General features: G+C 68.3%; 17 protein-coding genes and 1 pseudogene. 5 read left to right on the top strand and 13 right to left on the bottom strand.

The genetic code is table 11. From position 1 onward, the window contains the following. The 4 genes from VN520_RS25175 to VN520_RS25160 form a co-directional block, all read right to left on the bottom strand. Positions 1-1,960 (bottom strand): nitrate- and nitrite sensing domain-containing protein (locus VN520_RS25175; protein WP_325749220.1); only part of this gene is annotated, 1,960 nt, incomplete at its 3' end. A gap of 281 nt (positions 1,961-2,241) precedes the next feature. Next, on the bottom strand, positions 2,242-2,748 hold the full coding sequence (locus VN520_RS25170) for a hypothetical protein (protein WP_325749219.1): 507 nt from the start codon (positions 2,746-2,748) through the stop codon (positions 2,242-2,244). Between the two features lie 155 nt (positions 2,749-2,903). Next, the gene (locus VN520_RS25165) at positions 2,904-3,392 is read right to left on the bottom strand and encodes a hypothetical protein (protein WP_325749218.1); all 489 of its coding nucleotides are present in this window, start codon (positions 3,390-3,392) and stop codon (positions 2,904-2,906) included. Further along, positions 3,389-3,844, bottom strand: coding sequence for an ATP-binding protein (locus VN520_RS25160; protein ID WP_325749217.1), 456 nt, complete (start codon positions 3,842-3,844; stop codon positions 3,389-3,391). Before VN520_RS25160 ends, VN520_RS25165 begins: the two co-directional genes overlap by 4 nt. A 309-nt stretch (positions 3,845-4,153) precedes the next feature. Here VN520_RS25160 and VN520_RS25155 point away from each other — a divergent pair, with 309 nt between their 5' ends. Next, on the top strand, positions 4,154-5,536 hold the full coding sequence (locus tag VN520_RS25155) for a Tat pathway signal protein (RefSeq protein ID WP_325749216.1): 1,383 nt from the start codon (positions 4,154-4,156) through the stop codon (positions 5,534-5,536). Between the two features lie 195 nt (positions 5,537-5,731). Continuing rightward, on the top strand, positions 5,732-6,223 hold the full coding sequence (locus tag VN520_RS25150; protein WP_325749215.1) for a TrmO family methyltransferase domain-containing protein: 492 nt from the start codon (positions 5,732-5,734) through the stop codon (positions 6,221-6,223). Positions 6,224-6,291: 68 nt separating this feature from the next. Here the strand turns inward: VN520_RS25150 and VN520_RS25145 are convergent, their stop codons facing one another. Next, the gene (locus tag VN520_RS25145) at positions 6,292-6,735 is read right to left on the bottom strand and encodes a hypothetical protein (protein WP_325749214.1); all 444 of its coding nucleotides are present in this window, start codon (positions 6,733-6,735) and stop codon (positions 6,292-6,294) included. 484 nt (positions 6,736-7,219) lie between these two features. Here VN520_RS25145 and VN520_RS25140 point away from each other — a divergent pair, with 484 nt between their 5' ends. Then, positions 7,220-8,080: a helix-turn-helix transcriptional regulator gene (locus tag VN520_RS25140; RefSeq protein ID WP_325749213.1), complete on the top strand. Its 861-nt coding sequence runs from the start codon at positions 7,220-7,222 to the stop codon at positions 8,078-8,080. A gap of 17 nt (positions 8,081-8,097) precedes the next feature. Continuing rightward, a complete protein-coding gene (locus VN520_RS25135; protein ID WP_325749212.1) occupies positions 8,098-8,304 on the top strand; it encodes a DUF397 domain-containing protein in 207 nt (68 codons plus the stop codon). A gap of 288 nt (positions 8,305-8,592) precedes the next feature. Here the strand turns inward: VN520_RS25135 and VN520_RS25130 are convergent, their stop codons facing one another. Together VN520_RS25130 and VN520_RS25125 are read right to left on the bottom strand one after the other, a co-directional pair. Continuing rightward, positions 8,593-9,102 carry a hypothetical protein gene (locus VN520_RS25130; protein WP_325749211.1) on the bottom strand — a complete coding sequence of 170 codons (510 nt, stop codon included), beginning with the start codon at positions 9,100-9,102 and terminating at the stop codon, positions 8,593-8,595. A 232-nt stretch (positions 9,103-9,334) separates the two neighbouring features. Next, entirely contained in the window at positions 9,335-9,775 is a 441-nt protein-coding gene (locus VN520_RS25125) for an SsgA family sporulation/cell division regulator (RefSeq protein ID WP_325749210.1), read from the bottom strand. A 237-nt stretch (positions 9,776-10,012) separates the two neighbouring features. Here VN520_RS25125 and VN520_RS25120 point away from each other — a divergent pair, with 237 nt between their 5' ends. After that, positions 10,013-10,471 carry a hypothetical protein gene (locus tag VN520_RS25120; protein ID WP_325749209.1) on the top strand — a complete coding sequence of 153 codons (459 nt, stop codon included), beginning with the start codon at positions 10,013-10,015 and terminating at the stop codon, positions 10,469-10,471. 46 nt (positions 10,472-10,517) lie between these two features. Here VN520_RS25120 and VN520_RS25115 read toward each other — a convergent pair whose 3' ends face one another. The 6 genes and pseudogenes from VN520_RS25115 to VN520_RS25090 form a co-directional block, all read right to left on the bottom strand. Continuing rightward, positions 10,518-10,742, bottom strand: coding sequence for a hypothetical protein (locus VN520_RS25115; RefSeq protein ID WP_325749208.1), 225 nt, complete (start codon positions 10,740-10,742; stop codon positions 10,518-10,520). A 64-nt stretch (positions 10,743-10,806) separates the two neighbouring features. After that, positions 10,807-12,096: an MFS transporter gene (locus VN520_RS25110; protein WP_325749207.1), complete on the bottom strand. Its 1,290-nt coding sequence runs from the start codon at positions 12,094-12,096 to the stop codon at positions 10,807-10,809. Between the two features lie 57 nt (positions 12,097-12,153). Continuing rightward, a complete protein-coding gene (trpA, locus tag VN520_RS25105) occupies positions 12,154-12,972 on the bottom strand; it encodes a tryptophan synthase subunit alpha (protein ID WP_325749206.1) in 819 nt (272 codons plus the stop codon). A gap of 45 nt (positions 12,973-13,017) precedes the next feature. Beyond that, positions 13,018-14,277 carry an MFS transporter gene (locus tag VN520_RS25100; protein ID WP_325749205.1) on the bottom strand — a complete coding sequence of 420 codons (1,260 nt, stop codon included), beginning with the start codon at positions 14,275-14,277 and terminating at the stop codon, positions 13,018-13,020. Positions 14,278-14,807: 530 nt separating this feature from the next. Next, positions 14,808-15,152: a hypothetical protein gene (locus VN520_RS25095; RefSeq protein WP_325749204.1), complete on the bottom strand. Its 345-nt coding sequence runs from the start codon at positions 15,150-15,152 to the stop codon at positions 14,808-14,810. Positions 15,153-15,268: 116 nt separating this feature from the next. Next, positions 15,269-15,684 (bottom strand): annotated as a pseudogene (locus tag VN520_RS25090) (hypothetical protein); the annotation flags it as partial.

Below are 15,684 nucleotides of genomic sequence, written 5' to 3'. Positions count from 1 at the left end.
CGCCCGTGGCCGTCGCGGTGGGAGCCGTCGGCCGCGCTGGGCGGGCCGGCGCGGGAGGCGCGAGGACGTCTTGCTTCACCGTGGTGAGCGCCTTGTTGTCGATCATGACGACGGCGGTGATCCCGCTGTAAGCGGATCGCCTGAGCGACACGTTCAGATGGTGGTGGCCGGCCAGGCGCGCGACGACGAACAGGCCAAGCTTGCCTCGCCGTTGCGCCATGGCCTCGAACGTCGCCTGGTTGTGCTGGGCGAGTTCGGCGTTGGCGGCGTCGATGGCCTCCTGGGGCATCCCGAAGCCGGTGTCCTCGATCTCCAGGGCGATTCCGTGCACGGCCTTGACGCTGCGCACGGTCACATCGCCGGTGGAGTTGCCGATCCCGTTCTCGATCAGCGCGGCAACGACCTTCACCGCGGCGGCCGCGTGCTGTGGGGGGACGAAGGCGGTGTGGGTGACCTGGTTGGCTACCCGCTTGGGAGAACCGGTCTCCACCGCAGCGTCGTTGACGAGGTCGAGGATCGACCTCGGCCGGTCATAGAGGTCCTGTCGCATGCTGCCAGCCAGCGTCCCGACATGCTCCTGGTGGCGGCGGCTGGCGGAGACGGCCCCGTCGATGGTGATCAGGTCGTCCAGCAGGGCAGGGTCGACGTCCGGCCGGGCCATCACCTTCTCCAGGTGGCCCAGGGCCCGGTTGATGTGTCCGAGGGTCCGCTCGGTCGCCGCCGCGACGAATGCGCCGATCCCTCGGCGGTCGCCGGCCTGAGCAGCGGCCTGGCGCACCGCAGTGCGCTGGGCCTCGATCAGGGCGGCCTGGACGTGGCTGAACTCGTCACCGCGGTCCGGCTCGAGGAATTCAGCTTCTGCGTCGACCGCTTCGCCGCGCATCAGCCGGTCCACGACCTGCGGCAGCCGCTCGGCGCCCTCCTGTGTCTGCTGACGCAGCTGACGCAGCCGCGAGGAGATGGAGCGGATCAACCAGACGATGAGCCCGGCGATCAGAAGGATCGCCACCACGCTGCCGACGGCCTGGAGGAACACCTGAGTGCGGATCTCGTCCGCCCGCTGGAAGCCGTGGGCGAGCAGCCCCTGCGTCCGCTGCAGGTTCAGGCCGGCGAGCTGCCCGCTGACCTTCGCGTACGCGTCGTCCCACAGGAGGAGGGAGGACCGGTCGCCGATCTGCTCCTTCCCGAGGTCATCGGCCGGCGGCGTGATGACCGACCGCTGCGCCGCCTGGAGCTCCTTCCACTCAGGGCTCGCGGTGATCTTGTCGTAGAGCGCCTTCTCCTGCTCGGGCAGATAAGGAGCGATCCACCGCTCGTACATCACCTGCTGGGTGCCGTACGCCTCCGCGAAGGCCACCCGATGGGCGTCCGTCATCTGCCCGGACTCCCGGGCCTGGGTGATGAGCATGTCCTGCTGGGCCAGGGCGTCCGAGGCGTAGAAGAGCCCGACCAACGGCCTGGTCTCCAGGGTGAGCGGGCCGTCGTCCATCGCGCTCAACGCCTGGTAAAAGCTGATCATCCTGTTGATCAGGGAGGTGTAGTAGCCGGTGGCCTCATCCGGCTCGCCCTCCCGGGCATCCACGTTCTTACGCACCCTCGGCAGGTCATCGAGCTGCCGGTAGACCGCTTCGACGTACTCCCATCGGTGCCGCTGGTCGGTGCGCAGCTCGGTGCCGGACAAGCGCCTGAAGGACGCGAGACCGGCGTCGGTCTTGCCCCGCTGCGCCTTCAGGGCCGCCTTCGCGGCGGAAGACGGGTGAGCCAGGTAGGCGGCCGTGAGCTTGCGCTCGGCCTGTGCCGCGATGAACAGGGGCAGCGAAGCTTCGCCGCCGAGGCGGCCCGTGGTGCTGTCGTTGCGCAGGTTCCTCTGCTTGTCCCAGGCCGGCACGGCGTTGACGACGACCAGGGCGAGCAGTGCGGTGATCGCGATGGTGGCCACGACGATGAGTCGGGTGCGCACCGTCATGATGCGCCGCGGCGCCCTGTGGCCAGAACGGTCTATGGGGGTCATGAGTCCTCGGACGGTGGGAGAGGTGGAAAGGCGTGGGGGCGTGGACCGGCTGCCGCGGGTGCGTTCTGGGAACCGCGGCAGCCGGGACGGCAGCACGGGGGATCTGCCACTCGCCTTCGGCTTCCGGGACCGGGTCGGCGGTGTGCCGAACGGTCCCCCAGAGTCGGAAGCCGAAAGCCCACGGCGAGCACCGGCGACGGGCGGGGCATGGCATGTCGCCGGGCTCGGGTCTATGCGGGCGGCCCGCAATCGCCCAACGAACCCGCAGCCGCATTGACCAACTCGGCCGCCCGACTCGACCGGTGCTGGGAAGAGGACCGGGTGGGGCCGGGCGCCGGCGATCGGGTGAGCGCAGGGAGGTGCATCGGTCCGGTCTTGGTGAGATCCGGCTCGGCCACGTTCTGGCGGCCGTCCACTGGCCGGCTGCTGGGGGAGAGGGAGTCTTGTGTGTCCGTGCGACGCGGCAGGGCGTTCTCCGGGAGAGCGCCGATCAGGGCATGTGCGATCTCCGCGAGCCGGATGGTGAGGATCACCATGGGCATGCGTCCCTCGGGCACCGGCTCGTCACGGATACGGCGTGCCTGGCTGACCAAGTCCGGGGCCGTGTCGCCCAGGAGCTGTTCCAGGTGGGGGAGCTGCCGGCGCAGGCCCAGGAGGAGCAGCGTGACGTCGTTGTCGTCGCGGGGCAGCGGCGAAGCGCCCAGCACCCGTTCCACCAGGTCTTCTACGGCATGCACGGCGCCGGGTGACGGGGAGCGCCTATGCCAACCGAGGGACGGGCGTAATGCGGACAACACGTGGTCTCCGATCGGGGGGCGGGCGACGGCGGGCGCCCGATGCCGCTGTGGGCGGAGGGGCTGCCGGTGTGTCCGGAGCAGCGGACGTTTCGAGTTCACGGGGCGTCTCCGGCGACGTCGAGGATCGACGAGACGGCGTGGGCAAGACGCCGCAGTCGTCCCAAGTCGGGTGCCGCGGCCGGTACGTCCTGGAGGAGGGCGAGGCCGTGCTGGACGGCCGTGCTGGCGTCGGGACCGTGCCGCCGGACGATCCGTCCCGAGTTCTCGCAAAGGGTCCGGAGGACGGCTTCAAGCCTCGGCGTCCAAGCGGCGATCTGGGCTTGGTCCGGTGCGGCGGCCTGACCCAGGACGTCTTCCAGCAGCGTCTCGGTCTCCTCAGCTTCTGCTGCTGCTGTGAAGTGGGCCGATTCATCCAGTCGGTTCAGCAGGTGCCCGTACGCCTGCTCCCTTGCGCCGGTCGGTGCAGTACGGACCCGGGCCGCCGCAGCGTTCAAGGGTGACGGGGAGGCGAGCGCGCTCTCGGAGGGCGCAGGTCCTGCACCGGAATGGCGGGCCGAAGAGCGGGTGATGGCGTAGACGCTCATGATGCTCGCCTCCGGGGGGCGTCGAGCTCCGTCCAGACGGTCTTGCCGCTGCCGGACGGGTCGGTGTCGACCCCCCAGCGGTCGGAGAGCTCATCGACAAGCCGCAGACCGCGCCCGCTTGCCCGACTCGCAGAGAACGCCTGCTCCTTGGGCCGTACGCCGGACGGATCACGCACGTCCAGGCGCAGCTGGACATCAGACCAGACGACGGTGACCTTGATGGTGATCCCGGGCGGGAAGCCAAGGCAGCCATGCAGGACCGCATTGGTCACGAGCTCCGTACAGATCAGGAGGACGTCATCCGCCACGCCAGCAAGGCCGTCCTGCTCCAGCCGCGTGCGCAGTTGACGCCGCACCCGAGAGACGGCCTCCCGCTCGGCGGGCAGTGACACCTCGAACTGGGGCTCGTCCGCGCCGCGTGTGCTGGCACCGTCAAGGGGGAGGTGGGGCACCGCACACACTCCTTGGGCCGGGAGGGCCGTGCCCCCATGCGGCATAACGGCGGGTAGAGCCGTCGGGCAGCCGGGCTTCCTGAGCGTCAGGTGGTTCATCGGCCGCTTCTCCTCTCCTGCCATCGGGCTTTCAGGGCCACTCGCCCGGCGGGTTCGTGTGGATGAGGTCCTCGAATCCCCCGCACTGCGGGAGGGGTTGAGGAATATCGTCTTCACGAGACAACCGCGTCTTCGCGGCGCTGGGTATCCCGGCGAGGCCGCGGGACCAATGAACGTGATGAAAGATCGTTTCGGGGACGAGGACGCACCATGGGGCGTACGCGCAACGTCAAGCTGGCCGCTGCGATTGCCCAGGCAGGCCTGTCTCAGGCCCGCCTGGCCGCTCGTGTCAGGTCGGTTGCCGCGGAACACGGCGTCAACGAGCTGACCGGCGTCGGCCAGTCCCACATCGCGAAGTGGGTGGGCGGCGTCGTTCCCGAGCCTCAGGCTGCCCGTATCTTGGCCGAGACGCTCTCCCGATGCCTCGGTCGCCTCGTGACGCTCGCCGACATCGGACTGACGGCGGACACCGACGAGCTCGAGCTGCCGGCGTGGAGCGACGACCCACTGACAACGCTGGTGACGCTCGGGAGCAAAGACATGGTGGACATCGACCGCCGACACCTGTTGGCCACCTCGGCTTACTCGGTGGCTGCCCTGGCCCTCCCCGACGACCAGTACTTCGAGCGGGCCGCAGACCGAGCCCGGGCGCGCAAACCCCTGTCGAGCTACGTGGTGACTGCTCAGGATGTCGACGACGTCCGGGAGATGACCGCGATCTTTTCCCGCCGCGACCAGAAGCGCGGGGGCCGCGCCGGCCGCGCCGCCCTTGTCGCATACCTCCGCACAGATGTTGCCGAGCTTCTGAGCGGCCGGTTCCTGTCCGAAGACGTCCGGCGCTCGATGACCTCCGCAGCAGCCGAACTCGCCTACCTCGCAGGATGGACCGCCTTCGACGGGCGTGAGCACCCCCTCGCGCAGCGCTGGCTGACGATCGCCACGGGGCTCGCCGAAGAGGCCGGAGACGCGCCTCTGGCCGGACACATCCTGCGGGCGATGGCCCACCAGGCCGTCGACCTTGGCCAACCACAGGAGGCCGTGCGACTGGCCGAAGCCTCCCTGTCGAGCCGCCGTTACACACATGCCTGCTGGCGCGAACGCTCGCTGCTCGGCGTCGTGCACGCTCGCGGTCTGGCCGCTGCCGGCGAGAAGAAGGCCGCCGTCGCCGCACTTCTGCGTGCGGAACAAGACCTCGGACGGGCCAGCGACGGAGAAGACGAGCCGAACCGGGTGTTCTTCTACACTGAGGCCAGCCTCGCCCACGAAACCGCCGCCGCCCTGAGGGACCTGGGCGACCTCAAGGGCGCCGAGACGCAGTTCCACCGCAGCGTCCGGACACGGCGAGCCCAGTTCGCGAGGACGCACTCCGTCACCCTGGGCTACCTCGGCGCTGTGCAGGCCCAGCAAGGACACCTCGACAGCGCCTGCGAAACCTGGAGCCAGGCCCTCGACGCCATGACAGGCGTCCAGTCGGGCCGGGCGAAGGAGACCGTTGTCCAGATGCGCCGCGCACTCTCGCCCTTCCGGAACCGGGCCGGAAGCCAAGCCGCGGAACTGGACGCGCGCGCCCGCTCCATGCTGAGCCAGGCGTAACCTGTGGGGCGTTCCCGCCTGGACCCGCGCGAGCCTGCCCTTCCCGACCTGGCGGACGTCGCGGTCGTCGGTGCTCCGGCCCGGACCGGCCGGCGAAGTCGCACACCGCGCCCCATAGGCTGACCGGGTTGAAGTGCCGATGAACCTCCGCCGGGGCCGGGACGGCCCAACGCGCAGGTGACGAAGGGGACGCTGATGACCAGCCCAACGCGGATCGAGATCACAGCAGTCGCGCAGGTCGTCGCGGGTCATACCGATCCCGTCGACGACTTCCAAGGCGGTGTGGAGTCGATCATCCGCATGAACGAGGACTCCCCCCTGGAGACTCTTCAGGGGCTCCACGAGTTCTCGCACCTGGAGGTCCTGTGGCACTTCCACCGGGCCAGCCCCACGGACGTGGCACTGCACGCGCGTAGCCCGCGCAACAACCCGGCCTGGCCGGCCACAGGCACCTTCGTCCACCGGAACCATCGACGGCCGAATCAGCTCGCCGTCAGCCATCCGAGACTGGTGAGGGTCGAGGGACGAGACCTTCACGTCACCGACTTCGACGCAGTGGTCGGAACCCCCGTGTTCGACGTGTCGCCGTACTTCCCGGTCATGGGCCCCCGTGGAGAGATCCACGTCCCGAAGTGGGTCGACGAGATGCTCGGGAGCTACTGGGATGCCCCGCCCGTGAAGCGCTAGCCCATGTCGGGAGCGCGCCATCCGCAGATGCGCGCGTTCCTGGGCCTGGCGAGAAGCTGAGCGCGCGATCACAGATCCACCACCCCGGCAGTCACCACGGCCCGAACGGTCTTGCCCTGCATGTTGGGATCGGCGAACCACGTGAGGTCTGTGATCGCCCGCCGCTTGATGAGCTCGATCAAAGAACCCTTGCCAATCCCGGATCGAACTTCTCGGAAGTCGGCGAACCCCGGGTTGAAGTCCTGTACGTCAACAAGCAGTTGCTGCTCCACCGTGATGCTCAGGCATGCGCGCAGAACTGCTTCCGCGTTCGCGGCCGCGCGGCCGTGCTGAAGGGCGTTGTCCACGAGTACGGACAGGACCTGCAGCGCGGCCGGCACGCTGCCATGCCAGTTCAGCATCGTGAGCCCGACGCGTCCCTTGACCCGGGCCATCCGCCGCGCTGTCGGCATCGCGAGCTCGACAGGGTGCTGCCTGGTGATCGGACTGCCGATCGGGGTCAGACGGGCCACCGGGGCCAACCATCCTGAGCCGACACCGTCGAGGGGATGCACCCACGCTCGGTCTACTGCGTAGACGCCGGGGCCGGCCGCCACTCGGACGTCGCGTCCGCGAGTCACGTCGCGCGCTAACTGAACAGTTGACGGCGCCTGGAGAGCCCGAGCGTCCGGTGGGATGTCGTCCCGCCGAGAGGCGCTGGGGATCCCCCTGTCCTCGTCTCCGCTTGGCGTCATGGACTTGCCTCTCAAGCCTCGGCGTCACCGCTCACAGACCCGCGCACTGCCTCTGAGACGGCACGGCACGGCAGTTGACCGCCACGAAGTGGTTGCGCATCGTGGTCGCCTACTTACGATGGACCTAACTTGGCACATCCCGCAACCTCCTGAGCTACAAAATGCAGGACTGCGTACGGAAGAAGTGCAAGCGCCCCCCTCGTAGCCTTGCGGCGGCCGCGTCCGTCACACTGACGGAAGACAAGGACAGAGGAGGACGAAGGTGGGACAGCCAGCGCGACGTACGGCTCGCCGGCGCCGGTTGGGCACCGCTCTGCGTGAGGCGCGCGAGAAGGCAGGGATCAGTCCGGAGCAGGCCGCCAAGGCCATCCATGGCGACAAGTCGAAGATCAGCCGCATCGAGACGGGACGCCATCGCGTCAGCCGTCTCGAGCTGGAAACGCTGATGGATCTCTACAAGATCAGCGATCCGAAAGTGCGCTCGTGGCTGGTCGCGCTCTCGGCTGAGGGGCAGCGGCGCAGCTGGTGGCGCACCCACGGCGACAGGCTCGAGCAGGACTTCAAGGAGCTGCTTTCGCTCGAAGAGGACGCGGAGCGCATCGTCGCGTTCCAGCCGCAGGTCCTGCCTGGCCTCGTCCAGACGAAGGAGTACGCCTCCTCCGTCATCAGCTCCAACGACCCGACGCTGGATCATGAGCAGGTCGACTTCTACGCGAACATCCGGCTCCGCCGTCAGGACGTCTTCGAGAGGGACACCTTCCTCGACTACCTCTGCATCGTGACGGAGGGCGTTCTGCGCCAGCGAGTAGGCGGCGCTGAGGTGATGAAGGGCCAACTGAGCCATCTGCTGGAGATCGGCGCAAAATCCAACGTGGAGATTCGCGTCGTCCCGTTCAGCGAGCAGGGATATACCGGAACCAGCAGCGGGGCCTTCACGCTCTACAGTTACCCAGACCAACTCGATCTCGACGTCGTGCAGGTGGAATACCTGGACGGGACCCTATACCTGGAAGAGGAGACAACTATTCGAAAGTACAGAGACTCGCTGGACCTGCTGCGATCGTCGATGCTGTCGACATCAAAGTCGAATGACCTGATCTCGGAAATTCTCCGAGAGCTTTGAGACGCGAAGAAAGTGAAATGATGCGGCACGACCTGCCGGAAGGCAAGTGGAAGAAGTCGTCCTACAGCGGAGCGCAGCAGGGGGACTGCTTGGAGGTACAGACGACGGAGGAGGGTCTCGTGGCTGCACGCGACAGCAAGGCCCCTCACCTGGGCGCCTTCGTGTTCGGCGCTGACCAGTGGGCGGCCTTCGTCGACGATGTAAAGAGCGGCCGCCTCGGGTGATCACCCGGACGGAAATCTGACGTCCGAGCGGATACGCCGCGAGTATGTGCGCTGACAGCGTCCCTCCCCAAGGTTGGTGGGGAGGGACGCTGTATCTACTTTCCCCCTTTACAACCCAAGCCGCAACAAGCGCCTCTGCATCTGCGGATCCTTCTGCTGCAGCTGCAGTCGGCCCAACGCCCAAGGCACCAGAGGGCATATGAGGGCATCGCTTCGGCCGCTCCTCGTAGGGACCAGTAAAGGAACAGCACCGCACTTCTACAACGCGTTCGAGTGGAGAGGGGCCGCTCAGCGGTCGCGGTCGTGTGGCAGCAGTTCAGGGCCTCGTGCTCCTGCGTCGAGGGTCTCTGCCGCACCGAGCACTGCCAGGAGCTGAGCGCGCCCCTCGGCCAGCGGCAGGGTTCCGACCGTGACCGCCTCGGCGATCCGTGCCGCATGCTCCAGCGCGACCGCCACGCCGGTCGGTTCCCGGTTCACGGTCAGCAACTCGTAACCCGCGCGGAGCGCGGCCGCGAGGTCGCCGTTATGGTCCTCAGGGCCGTTCGCGGCCAATGGGCGCAGCCACAGGTCGGCATGGGACTGCGCGATCTGGATGTAGGGGCGGTAGTCGGTGAGGGTCCCACATCGCCCGCCGGCTCCTTCAGTGCTGCGCTGGCCGGTCCAGTCTTTCGCGAGCCATCGGTGGCGTCGGCAGACCTCCAGTCGGTAGTCCACAGACCGGTCGCGTGCGCGGGCGCGCCGCTCGATCACGACAGTCGACGGCTCGGTGCAGGTGGTGATCTGGCGCAGGACCGGCATGGTGGTATCTCTTCCTGGTCGCGGGTGGAAGCCTGATCATGGCCAGTGGCAGGTAGGCCCGTCGTCCACGATCGGACGCTACGGCTGTGAGGCAGCTCTCACTTTGAGGGCGGGTCGGCACGGCCAGTCGATACGGGAATGGCCATGCCCCTGACGTCGGGTCAGGGGCATGGCGTCCCAAGCAACAAGCAACGTGACGGTGTCGGCGCGAGGCAGCAGGATCGTTGAAGGGCTACGAGGTGGTGAGGATGCGACCCAGCTCGGCGTCCAGCGCCGCTCGCACGCTGGGCACTGAGCTCTCCCGGCCGTACGGAACCACTTCGGTCGTACGGTGGAGGAAGTCTTCGATCGGCGGCCGAGGGGCCGTCAGGAGCGCGCTGGCGTCGTCCACACGAAGACGGAGGACGACGTCGTCTGCGTTGCGCGGATCAGGACCGATCTGTACATCCCCTTCTCCCGCCTGCCGGACCAGGCCGTCTCGGATCAGGTCGCGGTTCACGTGCCAGACGACAGGCTCGTCTCCCGTGCTCATGCGGAAGACGATCCGTACGGCGTACGGGTCTTCCAGCGCGTAGTGCAGAAAAGCTGTGATGACGAAGCAGGGGTGCGGCTGCGGCATATGGAGCCTCATCGCAAAGGCGGTGCTGACCGGCTCCTGCACATCAGTGCTCATCGAAACTGATCTCCTCGGTAGTGAATGGCAGGAGTGTCTAGCTGAGGCCGTTGAAGCGTGGTCCCGTCGCGAATCTCTTGCCATCCGTGAGCAGGTGTCGACGTTGGTCTCTTCGGGGACCGAGCACGCAACTTACGGGGTGAGGCGGACAACCACCCGGAGCTCCTGACTGCGATCACCGCCGCCAACCGGCCGTGTCCGGTTGACCGGTGAGCATGCGGCGGGGCCACCACCGCGGTGGCCCGCAAGGAGGTCACGACATTGCCCGCCGACTACATCCCTTCGCCGGCCGAGACCGCGGAGGCCATGCCTGCAGAGATCGAAGATCAGGTGCACGCTGACTACGCCGACTGGAGTGTGGTGACCAGTGCGGACGAGAGCCATCCCTTCCCCATGCTGGTTCTGGGGAACGACAGGGCCGAGTTGCATCTCGAGCTGGGCCCGGAACGACTGGACGAGCTCCTTGGTGCGCTTGCCGCACAGATCCAAGAGAGCGACGCCGGTGATCTTGACTACCTGGAACCCGATGATGCTGCGCGGAAGCCTCTCACCAGGCGGATCGGTTCCAAGGCAGTGAACGCCTCGGGATGGCCGACCGCGGACCGCTGGTGGCGGTCGGCCGATTCGGGTACGCGCATTATCATCGTCGGCGTCATCGTGGCGGTCATGGTGCTCGGGCTGCTGGTGACGTTCTGAGCCCAACGTGACGAGGCTCCGTCCTGTCCAGCCCGCGGGTGTGCTGTCAGGCAGTGCGGTTGCTGCTTCCTCGAATGAGAGCGAGTTGCTGTTCATCGGGCAGTTGGTCGAGAAACGTCGCCGCGCCGTACTGCTGTGCCTTAGCGGCCAGTGCCTCTTCTTCTGTTGCGCCTGGAAGGAGAGCCCAGGTGGCGGTGCACCACGGCTCACCGACGAAGTGGTGCAGCCGACCGTGGGAGAAGCACCAGGCGAAGACGGTGTGGTCACTCAATGGTTGTCCTGAGGTGCTAGTCGGGAAAGGTGGTGGTGGGCAACGTACCTGGCGGTACCGACAATTACGCTGCTTCCGCGGAGTGCTCCGCTTCATCGTTCGTCGAGCGGGGTCCCGGGGTAGTGAGTGCGTCGGCCGTGCGGATGCTGGAGTGCAGGGGCCAGCACAGGACAGCCCCGAGTGCTCCAGCGCCGCAGATGATCCACGTCGCAGTCACCCCTCCGCCGTGGCTGAGGGACCAGGCGGCAAGGAGAGGCGCGGCGATGACCGCCAGGGCGAGGTTGCTCCCCCACAGGCCGGCGTACCGTCCGTGTGCTCCAGGCGGGGCAAGGCGGGAGACGAGGTCGCCGGCTGCGATGAACAGGATGATCTCGCCTGGGACGGCGGCGGCTGCGGCAAGGCAGTATCCGGCGGTGGAATCCGCCAGACCGGCCAGGCCCATACCGGCGCCCAGGAGGAGGGCGCTGCTTGCCAGCAGACCGGTCATGGGCCCTCCGTGCGCAGCGCGCCTGCTGAGCCATGGGGTCATGAACGGGGACAGGATCAGTACGGCGGCCGCGTTCGCTACCTGCGTCCAGCCGTACGCGGTGGCGTCCAGGTTGTCGTGGCTCATCAGCATCGGAAGGGCTGTGAAGACGCTGCCGGCGCAGATGAGTGCGCAGAGGCTGGCCAGGGAGAGCAGCCACAGACGGGCGTCGCGTACCGCGTGGGTGTAGCCCGTCTTGGTTCCCTCGGGGTCGGTGCGGCGGGTGTACGGAGGGAGTAGGAGTACGGCGGCCCCTCCGAACGTCGCGCAGGCGAGCGCGTTGACCCAGAACAGTGTCGGAAGTCCTGCTGTGGCGGCGAGATAGCCGCCCAGTGATCCGGTGAGGGCGGCTCCGATGTTGACGGCGAAGTGTCGCCAGCCGTTCACCAGTACCTGCTGGGCCTTGGTGGGGAAGGCGTCGTCGATGAGTGTGGTGATCACCGGCCGGGCGGCGTCGTAGACCACACCGGTGAGGAGGGCGGCGGTGATGAGCCCCGTTGAGGAGCGCACTTCTGCCAGGATCGGCAGGATGACTGCGGCTGTGGCCATGGCGTAGGCGAGTGTTGCGCGCGGTCCGATGCGGTCGGACAGCCAGCCGCCGCCTACCTGTCCTATGAGCCAGCCAGCGCCGAAGCTTGCGACGATCCAGCCGGTCGTCTGCGCGGAGAAGCCGAGGCTGTCGGCGTGGTACGGCAGGAAGGGGTAGGCGAAGCCGAGGGCACGGATGGCGAAGGTCCCGATCAGAGCCGCCCAGATGATCGGGGGCCATCGGCGGTTCTCGACTGGTGTTGTGGTGGTGACCTGCGGCGAGACGACGGCAGAAGGCACGGCTGCTCCAGGGGTCAGGTGACTTGTGCGGGGGTGGTCGCGCCGAGGCCTGCTCGGTCAGGTCAGCGCGGGGGTGCGGATGGAGTCCGCGAACAGGGCGGCGGTGTCGGCGGCAGCTGCTGCGCCGGTGCTGTCGGGGCGCCGCAGGAGACAGCGGACGATGGGGGACCCGACTACGACGCCGGCGACGTGGGGGGCGACTTGCTCAGCGAGTTCGGGGGTGGAGATGCCGACCCCGGTGACGATGGGGACGTCGGACAGTCGCTTCAGCCGGTGGGTGAATGCCTTCAGGGCGCCTATGTCGAGGGGTCCCTGGTAGCCGGTGCGGCCCGTAACGGCTGGTGCGTAGAGCCAGCCGCTCGCAGTCGCGGTGACCTGGCTGAGTTCGGTGTCGGTGGCCTGGCGGGGGGTGAACTGCAGGTTGTGGAGTCCGGCCGCGCGGGCGGCTGCGGCCCACTCGGCGGCTTCGGCTGGGGGGAGGTCTGGGATCAACGCTCCGGCGGCGCCGGCGTCGGCGAGTTCGCGCGCGAATCGATGCGGGTCGTGTGCGCGGACGGGCTCCCAGTAGGTCATCACCAGAACGGAGGCTTGGGTGGTTTCGGCTGTGCGCCGGACGGTGGTGAAGACGTGCTGGGTCTGTGTCCCGTGTTCGAGGGAGCGCTGGTTCGCCGCGGTGATGGCCGGTCCGTCGAGGGGGGCATGCGGGTGGGGCAGGCCGATTTCGAGGACATCGGCTCCGGCCGCGGCGAGCATCTGAAGGGTCTCGATGTCCAGGCCGGGGGCCGGGAATCCGGCTGGCAGGTAGGCACCGAATACGGGTATGGGCTGGGCCAGCCTGGCGGCGAGACGGGCCGCAGCGGGGGTGATGTCGTGCACGGAAGGTCCTTGGGAGAGTGATCGGCCGGGGGCGGGAGGCCCGGGCTACGGGGCGGGGGTGGGAAGCGGATGTGTTTGTGTCTGCGGCGCGTCTCGGAGGGCCTTGGCCAGGGGGCGGCACGCGGCGACGGCGATGAGTGCGCTGCCGACCAGTAGGGCGGCGACCAGGGGGCGGCCGCCGGTGTTCAGCGCCAGGGCGATGCCGAGCGGCGGAAGAGAGGCGACGGCGGTTGCTCCGCTGAGGACTGCCTGGTAGCGGCCGGTGGCGTTGCGGGGGGCGTGGGTGGAGATGTAGGCGCCGAGTGCGACGGAGAAGGCGATCTCGCCGGGGACCAGGAGCGCGGCCGCGGCGGCGTACCCGAGGGTGGTGTGCTGCAGAGCGGCGAGGCTGATGCCGAGCCCGAGGATGGCGCAGCCGCAGGCGAGGATCGGGACGAGAGGGTATTTGGGGGTGTCCCCGGATCCGACGAGCAGCCGGGTGAGGGGTGGGGTGAGGGCCAGGACCGTGATCGTGTTGGCGAGCATCGCCAGGCCGTAGCTGGTGGGCGGGAGCCCGTCGTCGGTCATGAGTAGCGGCAGGACGGAGACCAGTCCCCAGGCGCAGGTCATGCCGCAGACGGCCGCGACGGCGATCCAGCGCAGTGAGGGGTCGGCGAAGACCTGGCGGTAGGTGACGGCGGGGGCCTCGGCGCTGCCAGTCGCGGGCCGCGGTGTCAGGACTCGGTAGGCCACGGCGGCGAATGCAAGGCACGCGAGTCCGTTGACGACGAAGAGGGCTTTGTAGCTGTAGTGGTGGGCCAGGTATCCGCCGGCTGCCGCGCAGATGGCTATGCCGACGTTGGAGGCCCAGTACAGCCAGGACTGCGCACGGGTTCTTCCGGCTTCGCTGTCGATGGTGGCATTGATCTGCGCGCTGACCGCCGGCCGGTGGATCTCCATCGTCATGCCGAGGAAGAACGAGACCAGGAGTAGGGCGGGAAACGACTCGGCGATCGCGAGAGCGAAACAGGCGAGGGAGGACAGCGCCATGACGAGCGAGAGGCCGGCCCGTTGTCCCAGCCTGTCTGTGAGGGCCCCGGCTGAAGCGAGGCCGGCGCACCAGCCGAGCCCGAACGCGGTCAGTGCCGCGCCTGCGGCCGTGGTGCCGTATCCGAGCCCGTCAGCGACGTAGTAGCCCAGGAAGTCCCATGCGAAGCCAGCGGCCTTGATGAGTAGGGAGGAGGCGAGCAAGGTCCAGACGGCGGAACGTGCCGCTCGCACCGCTGGGCTGACGGGCGGGGTGATGACGGTGGGGGCGGTGGTCATGCATCTGCTCCGGATACTTGAGGGGCAAACGCCCGGTTGTGCTGGTGGGAGACGGGTGGGTGGCCCGGATTGAGCCCGGACCTGTCGGCCGTCTCTGGGGCCCGACGGACAAGTTCGAGCGCCGGGATGTTCAGCCCCGACCGCTTCGTCTTCGTGGAGGAGCGATCTCTTGTTCCAGCTCGAGGTCGGCGTCGATCTCCTGCTGGATCGCCGGGTCGTACCGCGGTTCGAGGAAGACGTCTTGCCAAGCCGGTCGGGGGGACAGTGGCTGCCGACGGGTTCGCCCGGGAAGGGTGGTGCGTGCGCCCGGGACCTGTTGGGGCCGGTGGGATGGCTGAGCGGGTGACACTGCGTCGCCTCCTTGTGGCATGGCCAAGTGGGCCGCAGAGGGCATCAGCGGTCCGAAGGGGTGGGCGGTGTCCCGGCCTCAGGACCGGGACACCGCGTGTACATGTGCAGGGAGCCGCGGCGGATAGCGCGTATGCGGGAAGGGCCTGCGGTGGCAGCTCCGCACCGCCTGGCGAGTTCGGCTAGCCGGCGAGGCTGAGGAGCATGTCCTTGCGTATCCAGCCGTAGGTGTTCGCGGCCATGCCGCTCTTGGACCGGTGGATCAACTTGCCGTAGTACCAGTCGCCCTTGCCGCAGTAGATGCGCAGGTCGTCGCCGTCGTAGAGGAACCCCTTGGAGGAGTACGACGTCCCCGGGCCCGACCGGTAGTTGATGCCGTTCCCGTCGACCTGGGCGTTGTGGTCCGCCAGGTTGTAGGTGCAGCTGGAGGCGGTGGCCGCCGACGCTGCCGGTGCCAGGGCGGCCGCCCCGCCGGCCATGAGGGCCGCGGACAGGGCGACGGTGGTGAAACGGCGGATGGACTTCATGCGTGCTGCTCCTTCGATCGCTGGTTACTTTCTGGGCAAAAACCACAAATACGACTTGCCTGAGCAGGCGGGGGTAAGGGGTCTCTCACCCCCGCCTGATCGGTTGCGATGTGGTGTTACGCGGCGTCGGGCTTGCCGACGCCGCGGGCGGCGCGGCGCTTGTTGATGCCGGCGACTCCAAGGGCGGCCGCGCCCGCTGCGAGCAGCCCGCCTGCCGCCAGGCCGAGCTGGGTGTTGCCGTCTGCTCCGGTATGGGCGAGCGACCCACTCGGCTTGCTGTCCGCCACGTTCTGCGTGGTGTCGGACACCTTGCTCGGCCCGGGTGAGCTGGCTTCGGGCTTGCCGTTGCCTTCTGCCTCACCCGTCTGGCCGCCCGCCCCGGATCCCGGGGTCGACTCGTCGCCACCCCCGGGGTTCGAGCCCGGGTCGGGAGTGGGGTCGACGCTCGGGTCGGGCTTGGGGTCGGGCTTGGGGTCGGGCTTGGGGTCCGGCTTCGGGTCCGGCTTCGGGTCCGGCTTCGGGTCGGGCTTGG

This window comes from Streptomyces sp. (genome assembly GCF_035563135.1).
Classification (GTDB): Bacteria; Actinomycetota; Actinomycetes; order Streptomycetales; family Streptomycetaceae; genus Streptomyces.
Note: the sequence above shows the minus strand (reverse complement) of the source record. Positions and strands in the feature narration are given on the sequence as shown.